Origin of the sequence: Nocardia sp. NBC_00511, assembly GCF_045161165.1 — a bacterium.
GTDB lineage: Bacteria > Actinomycetota > Actinomycetes > Mycobacteriales > Mycobacteriaceae > Nocardia.
This window is the reverse complement of sequence record NZ_CP107849.1, coordinates 6,242,427-6,256,833: the sequence shown is the minus strand read 5'-3', so window position 1 is coordinate 6,256,833 and position 14,407 is coordinate 6,242,427. Positions and strand designations below refer to the sequence as shown.

The following is a 14,407-nucleotide window of genomic DNA, read 5'->3' as shown; positions in this document are numbered from 1 at the left end:
GCCTGTTGATGCCGGTGGTGCCGCGGGTGATCGTCCCGATCGGTTTGACTACCCGACGGGGTGCTGTTGATCCAGCCAGTTCTTGGTCACCTCGGCTTCGGCGCGGAACAGGTCCACCAGGTTCACCAGCATCAGCTGTTCGAGCTTGCGCCCGAAGAACGGAATGTTGACCTGCGCCTTGGAGGAGGTCCGCAGGGTGCACCCGGTTTCGGTGGGGAACAGTCGCATGGTGCCGCCCAGAGTGCCGGGCCCGCCCGGGATTTCGGCGGTATATTCGCCGGTTACCTCGGGTCCGAAGGGTCCGTAGGTCTCACGGCGGCTGATCACCATGTCCTTGCCGACGACCATCTGCGCCATATCGGGCAGGGTGTCGCGCGGCAGGGTGTGCCGCAGTTCGACGGTGATGCCGTCGCCATCGGAGTCGAGGCTCACGATGTCGTTCGGGGAGTGCTTGCGCAGTTCCTCGATGCGGGCATCCCAGTGATCGCGGTTCATCATCGCCGCGTACACCTCGTGCGTGGTGTGCAGCGGATAACGCGCGGAATAGTCGAGTCGGCGGGCCACGATCGCTCAGGTTACTGCCGGGAGGGCCCCGTCAGTGCGAACTCAGCCAATTGTCGGTGAACTCCGCCTCGCGCTCGAGCAGTTCGGTCAGGTGCTGCTGGATGGCGGCCTCGATCTTCTTGCCGAACAGCGGGATCTTCACGTCGATGGAGCCGTCCACCACGAAGGTGGAGCCGCTGCCGTCGTCGGTGACGGTGAGGGTGCCGTTGACGGTGGCGGGCGCGCCGTCCACGTGCGCCTCGACGGTGCCGCCGCTGCCGTGCCAGGTCTCGATGCGCGGAATGACCAGGCCGTCGGGCTTGATCGTGGTGATCTGCGGGGGGAGCTCCGACGGCGGGATGGTCTGCACCATCGCGACGCGCACCTGGTCGCCGGTGATGGCGATGCTGTCGATCCGGGCGTTCGGCCCGCCGACCGCTTCGATGCGGTCCTTCCAGTACTGCTCGTCGGCGAACGCCGCGCGCACCGCGGCCATGGGATGGGTCGAGTGCGCAGTGAAGGCCAGAGGTGTCGCCATGGTCGGACAGGCTACCGTCTGTGCCTGTGCGTACTTCTCGGGTGGTGGCGTTCGACGACCTGCGTGACCGGCTCACGGCTCACGGCGCCCGTGTGCGCGCCGACCTGCCGCTGGCGGAGCTGACGACCCTGCGGGTGGGCGGCCCGGCCACGGTGGCCGAGTGCGCATCCACCGACGCGCTGGTCGCCACCGTGCGGGAGCTGGACGAGGCGCGAATTCCGGTGCTGCTCATCGCCGGCGGCTCGAATCTGCTGATCTCCGACGCCGGTTTCGACGGGGTCGTGGTGCGGATCGCGAATTCCGGTGTCGAGATCGGTGACGGTGTGGTGCTCGCCGAGGCGGGCGCGAACTGGGACGCGGTGGTGGCCGCGACCGTCGAGGCCGGGTTCGGCGGGCTGGAATGCCTGTCGGGGATTCCGGGTTCGGCCGGGGCGACGCCGGTGCAGAACGTGGGCGCGTACGGGGTCGAGGTGGCGAGTTTGCTGCGCCGGGTGCGTTTGCTGGACCGGGCGACCGGCGAGATTCGCTGGGTGGAGCCCGCCGAGCTCGGATTCGGTTACCGCACTTCGGTTCTCAAGCACAGTGCGGCCGCGGTGGTGCTGGCGGTCGAATTCGCCCTGCGCACGGACGGTTCGAGTGCGCCGCTGCGGTACGGGGAGCTGGCCCGGGCCTTCGACGCGCAGGACGGCGAGTCGCGTCCGGCGGCGGCGGTGCGCGCCGAGGTGCTGCGCCTGCGTGCCGGTAAGGGCATGGTGCTGGATTCGGGCGATCACGACACCTGGAGTGCCGGTTCGTTCTTCACCAATCCGGTCATTCCGGACAGTGAGGTGGCTGCCGTACGTGAGGCGATCGCCACATTCGCAGGTCCGGAGGTGGCCGTGCCCACCTACCCCGGCGACGGCGGGGTAAAGTTCTCCGCGGGCTGGCTCATCGAGCGCGCCGGCTTCGCCAAGGGTTTTCCCGGCGACGGGGCTCCGGCGCGTTTGTCGACCAAACACACGCTGGCGCTGACCAATCGGGGTGCGGCTACCGCGAACGATCTGGTCACCCTCGCCCGCGAAGTTCGCGACGGTGTTGCTGAACGCTTCGGAGTGCACTTGGAACCGGAGCCGGTCACCGTGGGAGTCAGCCTGTAGCGGGTGGCTTGCGCCACCATTCAGCGTCCGGGATACACGGTTTGCGGGGGTAGGGTCGAGAAAGTGAGCAATCGAGGACTGTCCCGCCGGGCGGCCATCCGAGCCGCGCTGGCGGCGTCGGCTGTACTGGTCGCCGGGTGTTCGACGTCGGGTAAGAGCGGCACGCCCGCCCAGCCCGCCGTCCCGGCCGCCAAGGTGACCCTGGAACCGGGCAACGGCACCGACAACGTCAACCCGACCACCCTGCCGTCGGTATCGGTGGCCAACGGTCGCATCGACCAGCTGGCCCTGACCAACTCCAACGGCAAGCAGGTGACCGGCACCTTCGACGCCACCCGCAGCAAGTTCACCGTGAACGAGCCGCTCGGCTACGGGGTCGTCTACACCTGGTCGGGCACCGCGATCGGCACCGACAACAAGCCCGTCCCGATCGACGGCAAATTCACCACGGTCAGCCCGAAGGTCACCGCACCGGCCACCATCAATATCGGTGACGGCCAGGAGGTCGGCATCGCGGCGCCGATCATCATGCAGTTCAAGGGCCACGTCGAGGACAAGGAAGCCGCCGAGAAGGCGTTCGTCGTCACCGCGACCCCGGCCACCGAGGGCTCGTGGGCCTGGCTGCCGGACGAGAACGGCGGCTCCCGCGCGCACTGGCGGCCGCGCGAATATTGGCAGCCCGGCACCGCGGTGCACGTGGGCGCCAAGCTGTACGGCCAGAATCTGGGCGGCGGCGTGTTCGGCGACTCCGACCTCACCTCCGACTTCAAGATCGGCCGCTCGCAGATCGTGAAGGGCGTCGCGTCCAGCCACCGCGTGCAGGTGGTGCGCGACGGCGGCGTGGTGTTCGACTTCGCGTGCAGCTACGGCGAGGGCAACGAGGACCGCAACGTCACCCGCTCCGGCATCCACGTGGTCACGGAGAAGTACGAGGACTTCGTGATGTCGAATCCGCCGTTCTACACCAACGCGCGCGAGCGCTGGGCCGTACGCATCTCCAACAACGGTGAGTTCATTCACGCCAACCCGGAATCGATTTCCGCGCAGGGCAATTCGAACGTCACCAACGGCTGCATCAACCTCAGCCCCGGTGACGCGCAGGCCTACTTTCCGACCGCCCTCTACGGCGACCCGGTCGAGGTCACCGGCACCCGCATCCAGCTCTCGGCCGCGGATGGCGACATCTACGACTGGACCATCGACTGGGAAACCTGGAAGAGCCTCTCGGCGCTGAAAGGCGAACCCGCTGCGGTGGTTTCGGCCACCGCCGTCCCGCCGCAGCCGGTCGGCGGCCGCTGATCCAAACGTGACGGCCGGGCGATTCCGTTGAATCGTCCGGCCTTTCGCGATTCCGGGCCCGGGTTTTGCGCCCCAGTGGGACCGAGGCTTTGCGCCCCAGCAGGATTCAGCCCTTGCGCCCCAGCAGGATCAGTTCGTCGTCCTGGAAGCGGGCGAGGTCGCCGGTGGCGATCTCCTTCATCGCGGGTTCGCCGAAGTAGTTGTGGCACAGGTGCGGACCGGAGACGATGAGTTCGCCCTCGTCGGTGAGGCGGGCGTCGACGCCCTCGGCGAGCGGGCCGAGTGGGTCGCCGGGGCCCTCGAAATCGAGTTTCAGCGTGCCGGAAGTTATTGCTATCGGCATGATCTCGGGTCTGCCGTAGACGATCAGGAATTCGCAGTCGGGCAGTGCGGCGTGCGCGCGGCGTAGCAGCTCGGTGTCGGCCGGTACGCCGGTGAGGGTGATCTCGCGCAGCGTCGCCGGTGCGGTCAGCCGCCCGGATTCGATGGCGTCGAGGACCACCGCCAGGGTGTCGGAGGTGAAGGCGGCGTGCGTCGCCGCACCGAGGGTGCGGGCGAAGGCGATCGGGTCCACGTGGGTGCCGAAGCGCGGGAAGCGCGGCATCGACCACCGCGCGCCCTCCAGGAGCGCGGGCAGGCCCATCATCAACTGTTCGGTGTGCAGGTGCGAGCCCGGCATCAGGCTGCCGCCCGCGGCCAGCGCGACCAGTCCCGCGCCGACCGAACCCCGGGTGTGCACAACGGCTTCCGCGTCGGCGGTGAACAGGATCAGGGCCTCGGCCTCCGGATCCTCGGGGAGGGTGTCGAAGGTCGAACCGGTGGGCGCGCCCGACCAGCCCGGCCCGGAACCGACCAGGTGCCGCAGTGGAATCGACCCGGGCGGGGTGCCGGGTACGCGCGGCCCGGCGTGGATGTGGCGCACCGCCGGCCCCGACGTCAGATCGCCGAGCGCGGGCAGCGGCAACCCGAGTCTTCGCGCCACCCCGCGCAGTGGCCCGCTGAGCAGGTGCGGCAGCGATTCCGTTGCGGCCCAGCCGGGTTGCACCCGCTCCAGTTGCCGGGTGGGCAGCCCGTTGCCGGTGTTCGGGTCCACCACCACGATGGTGCCGCCGGCCGCGATGGTGCCGAAGACCAGCACCACCGAGTCCACGCCCGGCCGCAGCGTGAACAGCATCCGCTCGCCGGGCCGGAAGCCCTGGCTCTGCAGGCGTTTCGCGACCAGCCGGATGCGGGCATCCAATTCCGCGTAGCCGAGCGGACGTTCGCCGATCATGCCGAGCGCCGGTGCGTCGGGTGTGCGCAGCACCTGATCCCGCAGCAGGGTCAGGAAATCCTCACCCGCGGAACCGTTCCCGGCGGTCATCGAATGTCCGCCAAGTCTGGTTCGCACGGATCTGGTTCACGATGGTGGCCGACGCGGCGGGCGGCGGGTATCCACGGTTCGTTCATGGCGTTCCTCCGGCGGGTTCCGTGCGGCGGCTTACGGTTTCGGGAGCCGGTAGGCGATCGCGGCGGCCGCGGCACCCGGCCCGGCGGCCACGAACAAGGCTACGTCGGCATCGGCGAGCCTGCCGCTGTCGAGGGCGGCCAGATAGGCGACAGGGAGTGCCGAACCGGGCGCACCGCCCACCGCGTCCCCGGCCCGCACCGCATCCGCCGCGATGCCCAGCCGCCCGGCCAGCAGCGCGGCGAACCCGGGAGCCGAACCGCCACAGATCAACACGGCCCGGGCCACGGGCACCCCGGCAACTTCCAGGGCCTCGCTCGCGGCCGAAACCGCATGCCCCAGCAGCTCTTCCACCGGCACGGCGGCGTGACCCGCGGACTGCGGGCGGGGTGCGCCCGCGGGCGGTCCATCGTCGTCGGATGCGCCGGTGTCCGAATCTGTTTGCGGGCCTGCGGCGAACCGGCCTGCTGCGGGAGCGCCGGTACCGCCCTCGGCGGCCGATTCGGCACTGACGTGCAGCGTCGTGAAGCCGATGGCGTGGTTCGGATGGTGCTCCAGCAGGATGGCGGCGGCGGCCGGGAAGTCCGGGCGCGGCGGTGATTTCGCGGGTCGATCGTCTCCGGAGACCAGCAGGACGCGGTGGATGGCGGGGGTGTGCAGCAGCGCGTGTGCGACCTGCACGGCCTGCAGGATGCTGGCGGGGCCGTCGTACAGGTCGATGGTCAGGCAGGGGAGACCGTCCGCGCGGGGGCTGTCGCCGATGCCGGCCCGCCGCCCGATCAGCGCCGACACCGCCTCGCCCGTGAACTGGCTGCCGGGGCGGCCCCCGGTGTTGATCAGGGCGTCGACCTGGTGCGGACCGATGCGGGCGGTGGCCATGGCGCGGCGGGCGGCGGCCGCGGCCCGTTCGAGGGGATCACCGTCCCCGGTTTCCGCGGTGACGGCCGCGATCACGATCCCCATGCTCATCCCCGCATTCGCACAGCCCTACCGGCGGCGAATTCCCGGTTGTCGCATCGAGTGTCGTGGACGCCGTCGGTTCTCTCGTTCCGGACGCTATCCGCTGACGTTTCGGCGCGTCCGGTAAAACCGGGAAATTCGAGGTCGAGTGGTATTGCGGCGCAAGGAAATCGCGGGTGACCCGCGGGGCTCAGCCGCGGCGGGCGAAGCGTCCGGGTTCGGCCTGGTCACGCGGCTTCACGATGATGGTGTCGAGGTTGACGTGCGGCGGTCGCGACGCCACGAAGCCCACCAGCTCCGCGATGTCCTGTGCGACAAGCGGATCGATGCCCTTGTACACGTTGGCGGCCTTGGCGGCGTCGCCGTCGAAGCGCACCAGCGAGAACTCGGTCTCCACCGCGCCGGGCGCGATCTCGGTGAGCCGCACCGGCTGTCCGAGCAGTTCCCCGCGCAGCGTGCGGTGCAGCACGGCCTGCGCGTGCTTGGCGGAGGTGTAGCCGGAGCCGTTGTCGTAGGCGTAGAACGCGGCGATCGAGGTGATGGTGACGATCAGGCCGTCGCCGGAGGCGATCAGCTTGGGCAGCAGCGCCTTGGTGAGCCGCAGCGTGCCCAGCACGTTGGTCTCCCACATCCAGCGCCAGTCGTCGAGGTCGGCGTCGGCGACGCTGGCCGTGCCCTTCGCGCCGCCCGCGTTGTTGATCAGCACGTCGCAGCTGTCGATGGCGTCGGTGAACGCGCGCACCGAGTCGTCGTCGGTGACGTCGAGCGGCAGCGCGGTGCCGCCGATCTCCTCGGCCAGCCGCTGCAACCGGTCGACGCGGCGCGCCCCGACGTACACGTGGTAGCCCTGCTTGGCGAGTTCGCGGGCGGTGGCCTCCCCGATTCCCGAACTGGCTCCGGTCACGACAGCGCTGCGCATGCTCATGACCTCGAGCATATGCAGGGCGTGTCGCCGGTGCGTCGCGGGTGGTTAGCCTCACTGTCATGGCGATTCGGGAAGCAGTCAGCGCGGACGAGACCACCATCGTGTACCGGGTGACCGGTCCGGAGCAGGGGCGGCCGCTGATCCTGCTGCACGGCTGGGCCGGGAACCTGCGCTGCTGGGGTCGTGCGGCCGACCTGCTCGCCGCGTCGTTCCGGGTGATCTCGGTGGATCTGCGCGGGCACGGCTACTCCGACGCCCCCGAATCCGGCTACGACGACCCGAAGAACTGGGCCGCCGACATCGCCGCCGTGCTGGCCGCGGAAGGCGTCACCGGCGGCGCGATCCTGCTCGGCTGGTCCTACGGCGGCATCGTCGCCTCCGACTATCTGACCGCGCACGGCACCGCCGCCCTCGCCGGCGTCGTCTACACCGGTTCACAGGCCGGGATCGGGCGTGGCGTGCCCGGCGCGGGCACCGGACCCGGCATGAGCAAGGCCATCCCCGACGTGTTCGAGGAGAACGCGGGCAAGGCGATTCGCGGTTTCGGCGCGTTCGGCAGCGCCAACACCGGCACCGGCCGCGACAAGGGCGTGGACGCGCAACGCCTGTTCGGCGGCAGCCTCGCCACCCGGCCGCGGGTGCGCAAGGCCCTGTTCTATCGGACCGTCGACAACACCGAAACCCTGCGCACCCTCGACGTACCGGTGCTCGTCCTGCACGGCACCGCCGATCCGGTGGTGCCGATCGACAACGGCCGCTACATCGCCGACACTGTGCCCACCGCGCACACCTCCTACTGGGAGGGCGCGCAGCACGGACTGTTCATCGAGGACCCGGAACGCTTCGCGGCCGAGATCACGTCCTTCGCACAGGACCTGCCGCGATAGCAGAATTGCATTCACCGTGACGAATATCCTTGTGAAGCAGGTCACTTGGGAAGGTAACCCGTGCATGAGGTGTTGATACAGCCGTGCACACTGAAGTGGTGAGTCAACGCCCGGACCTACGGCCCAGTCGAATAGCCGTGCTATCGGTGCACACCTCACCACTGGCCCAACCGGGCACCGGCGACGCCGGCGGCATGAACGTCTACGTGCTGCAAACCGCCATCGAACTGGCCAAACGCGGCACCCAGGTCGAGATCTTCACCCGCGCCACCTCCTCCGCCGACGAACCGGTCGTCGAGGCCGCGCCGGGCGTACTGGTCCGCAATGTGGTCGCCGGACCGTTCGAGGGCCTCGACAAACACGACCTGCCCACCCAGCTGTGCCCGTTCGCCGCCGAGGTGCTGCGGACCGAGGCCCGCAATCTGCCCGGGCACTACGACCTCATTCATTCGCACTACTGGCTGTCCGGGCAGATCGGCTGGCTGGCCCGCGACCGGTGGCGAGTGCCGATGGTGCACACCGCGCACACCCTGGCCGCCGTCAAGAACGCCTACCTGGCCGAGGGCGACTGCCCCGAACCGGCGGTGCGCGAGATCGGCGAGAAGCAGATCGTCGCCGAAGCCGACCGGCTGGTCGCCAACACCGCGGAGGAGGCGCGTCAGCTCATCGAGCTGTACGGCGCGGACCCCGACCGCATCGACGTGGCGCTGCCCGGCGCGGACCTCAACCGCTACCAGCCCGGCGACAAGCTCGCCGCCCGCATCGAACTCGGCCTGCCCGTGAACGATCGGATCGTCGCGTTCGTCGGCCGCATCCAGCCGCTGAAGGCCCCCGACGTGCTGGTGCGCGCGGCCGCGCAGGTGCTGGCCGAGGAGGCCGCGCTACCCGTGCCGCCCGCGCGTCCGCTGCGCGTGGTGATCGTCGGCGGACCGTCCGGCAGCGGCCTCAAGCAGCCCAGCGCGCTCATCGAACTCGCTGCGGCACTGGGTATTTCGGATCGCGTCACCTTCCTGCCGCCGCAGCCCGCGCACCGCCTGGTGCAGGTGTACCGGGCCGCCGACGTGGTCGCGGTGCCCAGCTACAACGAATCCTTCGGCCTGGTCGCCATCGAGGCGCAGGCCAGCGGCACCCCGGTGCTGGCCGCCGATGTCGGCGGTCTCGGCACCGCGGTCCACGACGGCGTCTCCGGCCTGCTGGTGCCCGGGCACCGCACCCCGGACTGGGCCGCCGCCCTGCACTCCATGCTCGACGATCCCGCTCGGCTCGAGGTCATGGGCCGCGCCGCGGTCGAGCACGCCGCCAACTTCTCGTGGGCGCACACCGCAGAGGCGCTGTTGGACAGCTATGCGGCCGCCATCGCCCAGTCACGCGCGCCGCGACCGCGCACCGGTAGCCTGCACACCGACAGCAACCACGCCAGATCGCTGGCGCTCTGGCGGCGTCGGACGGGAGCATTGCGTAGATGAGTGAGATCGGCAGCAGCGACTGGACGCCGCGTCCACACGCCAGCAGCGGCGGCCTGAACGACGAAACCGCCCGCGCCACCGCACAACTCATCGAAGACACGCTGCGCGACCGCGACATCGAATACACCCGTGACGCTCCCGACCTGTTCGTGGTGGTGCTGCCGGGTGAACGCAAACTCAAGACCGTCATCGGCGTCACCGTCGGCAAGCACGGCACCCGCATGGAGTCCTTCGTCTGCCGCAAACCCGACGAGAACTTCGAGGGCGTTTACAAATTCCTGCTGCGCCGCAACCGCCGCCTCTACGGCGTGGCGTACACCATCGACCGCGTCGGCGACATGTACCTGGTCGGCCGGATGGCCAACGAGCGCGTCACCCCCGACGAGATCGACCGCTGGCTCGGCCAGATCCTCGAGGCCGTCGACGCCGACTTCAACACCCTGCTCGAACTCGGTTTCGCCGAATCCATTCGCCGCGAATGGAAATGGCGGGTCTCGCGCGGCGAATCGCTGAAGAACCTGCGTGCCTTCGAGCACCTGGTGGAAGCGGCCGACAAGCAATAACGCCGTCGACCCGGTCGCGCGCTGGCAGAATCGGAGCGGATTTCCACCGACGCGAGGAGACCGGTCGATATGACAGCGCTGGCATTGGATATCGGGGCCACGAAATTCGCGGCGGCGGTCGTGGATTCGAACGGCGAATTGGGTGAGCCGCAGCGGATCCAGGTGCCCGAGACCGGCGTGTGGGACGCCTGCCGGAAACTCCTGACGAACGTCGCGGGGGAGACGCGCGTGACCGCGGTGGGGATCGGGTCCGCGGGGCCGGTCGACGTGACCGCCGGGACCTGCGGGCCGTTGAACATCCCGGAGTGGGTGCACGGCTTCCCGATCGTGGAATCGGTGCGAAAAGTGTTTCCGGAGGCCGAGATTCGCTTCGCCATCGACGGCGCGTGTCTGGTGCTGGCCGAGCAGCGGCTGGGCGCGGCGCGCGGCGTCCCGGACGTGCTGGCCATGACGGTCTCCTCCGGCATCGGCGGCGGAATTCTCTCCGGCGGCCGAGTTGTGCTGGGGCGCACCGGGAATGGCGGGCACGTCGGCCACATCGTGGTGCCGGGCAACGCGGAACCGTGCGCCTGCGGCGGGTTCGGCTGCGTCGAAGCGGTGGCCAGCGGCAAGTCCTCGGTGCGGTGGGCGCGGCGGCAGGGCTGGCCGGGGGGCACGGGCGTGGAACTCGCGGCGGCCGCGCGGGCGGGGGAGCCGGTCGCGGTGGCGGCACTGGAACGCGCGGGCACGGCGATCGGGACCGCGGTGGCCTCGGCCGCCGCGCTGCTGGACATCGACCTGGTGGTGATCGGCGGCGGGTTCGCGCAGTCCGGTGAGCTGCTGTGGGAACCGCTGCGGTCGGCCGCGGCGGCGCACGCACGGCTGAGCTTCGTGCGCGGACTGCGGGTGGTGCCCTCGGAACTGACCGACCAGGCCACCCTGCAGGGCGCCGCGCTGCTGGCGCTCGGCGACTGACTTCGCGTGTCCGGCAAGCGGTTCCGTGCAGGCACCCCTGTCGGCGGCTAGCGTGGCGGGGGTGCGTGCCGCCGAATTCGTGCCGGGTGATGTCGTCTACGTCAACATGGGTGTCTTCGACGGTCTGTGCGGTGTCATCCAGGCCGTCGATCCCGACCGGTCCGAACTGCGCCTGGTGATCTCGCAGGGCGAGCGGCGGCACGGCGTGACCGTGGGAATCGACGAGGTCGAGCACGCCTGACGGGTGAGCCACGACACCGTCAGGGTCCGGGAATCAGGGCGGATCCCACGTGGCATCATGACCCCATGACGTACACCCTCGTGCTGCTGCGCCACGGCGAGAGCGAATGGAATGCCCTGAACCTGTTCACCGGCTGGGTGGACGTTCGACTGACCGACAAGGGCGTCGCCGAGGGCAAGCGTGCCGGGGAATTGCTGGCCGAGGCCGGGATTCTGCCCGATATCGTCTACACCTCACTGCTGCGGCGCGCGATCAGCACCGCCAACAACGCACTCGATGCCTGTGACCGGCACTGGATTCCGGTGGTTCGCGACTGGCGGCTCAACGAGCGTCACTACGGTGCGCTGCAGGGCAAGAACAAGGCCGAGACCAAAGAGCAGTACGGCAACGACCAGTTCATGCTGTGGCGTCGCAGCTACGACACCCCGCCGCCGCCCATCGAGAGCGGCACCGAATACAGCCAGGACGGCGACCCGCGCTACGCGGGCATCGAGGTTCCGGCCACCGAATGCCTCAAGGACGTCGTGGCGCGCATGGTCCCGTACTGGGAGGACACCATCGCCACCGAGGTGCGCGCGGGCAAGACGGTTCTCATTGCCGCGCACGGCAATTCGCTGCGCGCGCTGGTGAAGCACCTGGAGAACATCTCGGACGAGGACATCTCCGAGCTGAACATCCCCACCGGCATTCCGCTCAAGTACGAGCTGGACGACAACCTGCGCCCGATCGGCAAGGGTGAATACCTGGACCCGGAGGCCGCCGCCGCGGGTGCCGCCGCCGTCGCGAACCAGGGCGGTAAATAGTCGCTCGCCCCGCCCGGGACTATTCCGGGCCTTTCGAATCGAATAACGCGCCGTGACCGTAATACATGGTCACGGCGCGTTTTTCATTTCCGCCTCCGCGAGGTGCGTTGCCCGGTTGCTGATTTCGGTCATGATGCGCTGTGATGCGCATCTCAGTACGTGACCGTAGGCTATTTCCTTGTGCCGCAGTCCAATTTGCCGAACTATTGCTCCGATAAAAAACTGTATGTGTAACCGGGGTTTGCAACTTACTTCCGGGTAGATATGCTCCTGGACGTTCGACCGTAAGCGAGAGGTAGATCACGTTCGATGAAGCACGCGCTACGGGCCACTGTGTTCACTACGGCGGCCGCCCTGCTCGTTCCGATATCCGGTCTCGCGGCCCACGCCGCCGAATTGCCGGTCGGCCCCGACGGCGGTGCCGCCGGTGCGGCCTGGACCGCGGCCGAAGACGGGCCGCAGCAATACCCGAACGTCGCCATCGATTGGGATGTCCCGATCACCATGAGCGACGGCACCGTTCTCAAGGCGAACGTCTACCACCCGGCCGATGCCGCGGGTCGCGCGGTCACCGACCCGACGCCGACCGTCGTGAACCTGACGCCCTACACCAAACTGGTGTCGAACATCGCGGACAGCGCCTTCTCCATTCCGGGCCTGTCCGACGCGCTGCTCGATGTCTTCCGCAATATCCGCTTGGACGGCACTCCGCTCACCGGCTTCGGTGAACTGCTCAACGCGGCGGGCAACGGCGAACTCCGCAACTTCTCCGTCGACCGCCAGTTGATCAAGTCCGGCTACACGCAGGTCGTGGTGGACGTTCGCGGAACCGGCTTCTCGCAGGGCGAATGGGACATGCTGCGCGGCCGCGAGCAGCAGGACACCGTCGAGGTCATCGACTGGGCGTCCAAGCAGGGCTTCAGCAACGGCCGCATCGGCATGAACGGCCTGTCCTACTCGGCCATCAACCAGGTGCAGGCCGCCGAGAAGCAGCCGCCCGCACTGAAGGCCATCTTCCCGATCGTGCCCGGCAGCGACCTCATCGACGATGTGCTCGCGCCCGGCGGCGGCTTCGGCTTCAACTTCATTCCGCTGTGGCTCGGCGCCATCAACGGCCTCAAGTGGGTGCCGGATCTGGCCTCGATCGCCGCGGGCACCTTCGACTTCAAGTGGCTGCAGGACCGGGGCAACGACCCGTTCGGCTACCTCGACGTCCTCATGTCGGCGTACACCAGCACCACCATGGAAAGCCTCGACCCGCGGGTCAAGGACATGCTCAACGGCCTCACCCAGGACCGCAAGGACTGGCTGGGCGACCCGAGCCAGATCCGGGTGCCGACCTTCGTCACCGGCGGCTGGCACGACCTGTTCACCTACTCGGAATCCAAGATCTACAACCAGATTCCGTTGCCGCCCGGCCAGAAGCAGCTGCTGATGGGCAATACCTACCACGTCACCTCCGGCGCGGACGTCAACCGGGTGGGCGCACCGCCGCGCCTGGACGTGTTGCAGCGCGCCTGGTTCGACAAGTGGCTCAAGGGCATCGACAACGGCATCGACTCCTACGGTCCGGTGACGGTCAAGGAGCAGGGCGGCGGCTGGAACACCCAGGGCGGATTCGGTTCCACCGCACCGGTTTCCGAGGCGGCCGACTACCGGCGCATGTACCTGTCGGCACAGCCCTCGGGCACCGCGAACAGCGTCCACGACGGTTCGCTGACCGCGGCCGCCAACGGTGACACCGACCGGCTCACCGTCGCACCCGGGCTGAGCACCGTGTGCTCCAACGACGCGGCGCAGGCCACCGCGGGCATCCTGAACCTGATCGACGTGTGCGCCAAGGACTCTCGCATCGCCGAGACCAACGCGCTCACCTTCACCAGTGCCCCGGTCGCCGAGGCCACCACCATCACCGGTCCGGTCGCGGTGCACCTCAACACGATTCAGGACGCCGCCGACGGCTACTGGACCGTCACCGTCAACGACGTCGCCCCTGACGGCACCTCCACCGTCCTCACCTCCGGTGAGCTGATGGCCTCGCTGCGTCAGGTCGACGACGCCAACAGCACCCGCTCCGCCAACGGCGACTACACCGACCCGCGCGCCTTCACCTCGCTGGACAAGCGCCAGGAGACGGTGCCCGGCGAGGCCACCACCCTGGACATCGCCCTCGGCGGCACCCAGGCCGTGCTGCAGCCGGGTCACCGGTTGCGAGTGGACGTCTTCGCGGGCAACTTCCCCAAGGGTCTGCCCATTCTGCCGATGTTGATCGACACCGGCCTGAAGCCCGAGCATCTGCAGCTGGATCCGGATCGCCCGAGCTTCGTGAACATCCCGGTCCGCGGTAATACCGGTTGGTGATTCCGCTTCTCCGGGAGTGAAGCCCCGGGTGTGCACAACGGCGTGCACACCCGGGGTTTTGTTTTGCCGTCTTCGTCACACTCCGGAGATCGGGTTGCTGAAGCATCGCCGAACCCCCGGACGTCGGGGTCTCCAAATATTTGCTGGCAGGCCGCTCAGCTGCGACGACACGCTGGCCCAACGCAACATGAACACCGGGCTAACGCCGAGGGAAGTGCCTGTGACCTGCGTGAAACTTCCAACACCCGGGGTTTGGCAGCGCCTCGGCGACCGTACGATTCAAA

The 14,407-nt window shown here is 68.8% G+C and carries 14 protein-coding genes; 9 read left to right on the top strand and 5 right to left on the bottom strand.

Features of this window, described 5'->3' with window-relative positions; all coding sequences use genetic code 11:
- Positions 1–48 precede the first annotated feature (48 nt).
- Together OG300_RS29245 and OG300_RS29240 are read right to left on the bottom strand one after the other, a co-directional pair.
- Positions 49–564 carry a DUF2505 domain-containing protein gene (locus OG300_RS29245; RefSeq protein WP_405486432.1) on the bottom strand — a complete coding sequence of 172 codons (516 nt, stop codon included), beginning with the start codon at positions 562–564 and terminating at the stop codon, positions 49–51.
- Between the two features lie 31 nt (positions 565–595).
- The gene (locus tag OG300_RS29240; protein WP_405486430.1) at positions 596–1,081 is read right to left on the bottom strand and encodes a DUF2505 domain-containing protein; all 486 of its coding nucleotides are present in this window, start codon (positions 1,079–1,081) and stop codon (positions 596–598) included.
- A gap of 41 nt (positions 1,082–1,122) precedes the next feature.
- Between OG300_RS29240 and OG300_RS29235 the strand changes: the two genes are divergently transcribed.
- A complete protein-coding gene (locus OG300_RS29235; protein WP_405498721.1) occupies positions 1,123–2,217 on the top strand; it encodes a UDP-N-acetylmuramate dehydrogenase in 1,095 nt (364 codons plus the stop codon).
- A gap of 63 nt (positions 2,218–2,280) precedes the next feature.
- The gene (locus OG300_RS29230) at positions 2,281–3,516 is read left to right on the top strand and encodes an Ig-like domain-containing protein (protein ID WP_405486428.1); all 1,236 of its coding nucleotides are present in this window, start codon (positions 2,281–2,283) and stop codon (positions 3,514–3,516) included.
- Between the two features lie 106 nt (positions 3,517–3,622).
- On the opposite strand, the gene OG300_RS29225 is transcribed toward OG300_RS29230, so the two are convergent.
- The 3 genes from OG300_RS29225 to OG300_RS29215 form a co-directional block, all read right to left on the bottom strand.
- Positions 3,623–4,879 carry an AMP-binding protein gene (locus tag OG300_RS29225; RefSeq protein WP_405486426.1) on the bottom strand — a complete coding sequence of 419 codons (1,257 nt, stop codon included), beginning with the start codon at positions 4,877–4,879 and terminating at the stop codon, positions 3,623–3,625.
- 117 nt (positions 4,880–4,996) lie between these two features.
- Complete coding sequence (locus tag OG300_RS29220; RefSeq protein ID WP_405486424.1) at positions 4,997–5,932, bottom strand: hypothetical protein; 936 nt, start codon at positions 5,930–5,932, stop codon at positions 4,997–4,999.
- Positions 5,933–6,113: 181 nt separating this feature from the next.
- A complete protein-coding gene (locus tag OG300_RS29215; protein ID WP_405486422.1) occupies positions 6,114–6,848 on the bottom strand; it encodes an SDR family NAD(P)-dependent oxidoreductase in 735 nt (244 codons plus the stop codon).
- Between the two features lie 59 nt (positions 6,849–6,907).
- On the opposite strand from OG300_RS29215, the gene OG300_RS29210 reads away from it, so the two are divergent.
- From OG300_RS29210 to OG300_RS29180, 7 genes are all read left to right on the top strand, one after another.
- The gene (locus OG300_RS29210) at positions 6,908–7,735 is read left to right on the top strand and encodes an alpha/beta fold hydrolase (protein ID WP_405486420.1); all 828 of its coding nucleotides are present in this window, start codon (positions 6,908–6,910) and stop codon (positions 7,733–7,735) included.
- 98 nt (positions 7,736–7,833) lie between these two features.
- Entirely contained in the window at positions 7,834–9,201 is a 1,368-nt protein-coding gene (mshA, locus tag OG300_RS29205) for a D-inositol-3-phosphate glycosyltransferase (protein WP_405486418.1), read from the top strand.
- Positions 9,198–9,764 (top strand): YbjN domain-containing protein, encoded by a 567-nt coding sequence (locus OG300_RS29200; protein ID WP_405486416.1) that lies wholly within the window; start codon positions 9,198–9,200, stop codon positions 9,762–9,764. Before mshA ends, OG300_RS29200 begins: the two co-directional genes overlap by 4 nt.
- A gap of 69 nt (positions 9,765–9,833) precedes the next feature.
- Positions 9,834–10,718, top strand: coding sequence for an ROK family protein (locus OG300_RS29195; protein WP_405486414.1), 885 nt, complete (start codon positions 9,834–9,836; stop codon positions 10,716–10,718).
- A 61-nt stretch (positions 10,719–10,779) separates the two neighbouring features.
- Positions 10,780–10,959 carry a hypothetical protein gene (locus OG300_RS29190; protein ID WP_405486412.1) on the top strand — a complete coding sequence of 60 codons (180 nt, stop codon included), beginning with the start codon at positions 10,780–10,782 and terminating at the stop codon, positions 10,957–10,959.
- Between the two features lie 65 nt (positions 10,960–11,024).
- Complete coding sequence (locus OG300_RS29185) at positions 11,025–11,762, top strand: phosphoglyceromutase (RefSeq protein WP_405486410.1); 738 nt, start codon at positions 11,025–11,027, stop codon at positions 11,760–11,762.
- A 309-nt stretch (positions 11,763–12,071) separates the two neighbouring features.
- Entirely contained in the window at positions 12,072–14,123 is a 2,052-nt protein-coding gene (locus tag OG300_RS29180) for a CocE/NonD family hydrolase (RefSeq protein ID WP_405486408.1), read from the top strand.
- Positions 14,124–14,407: the final 284 nt, after the last annotated feature.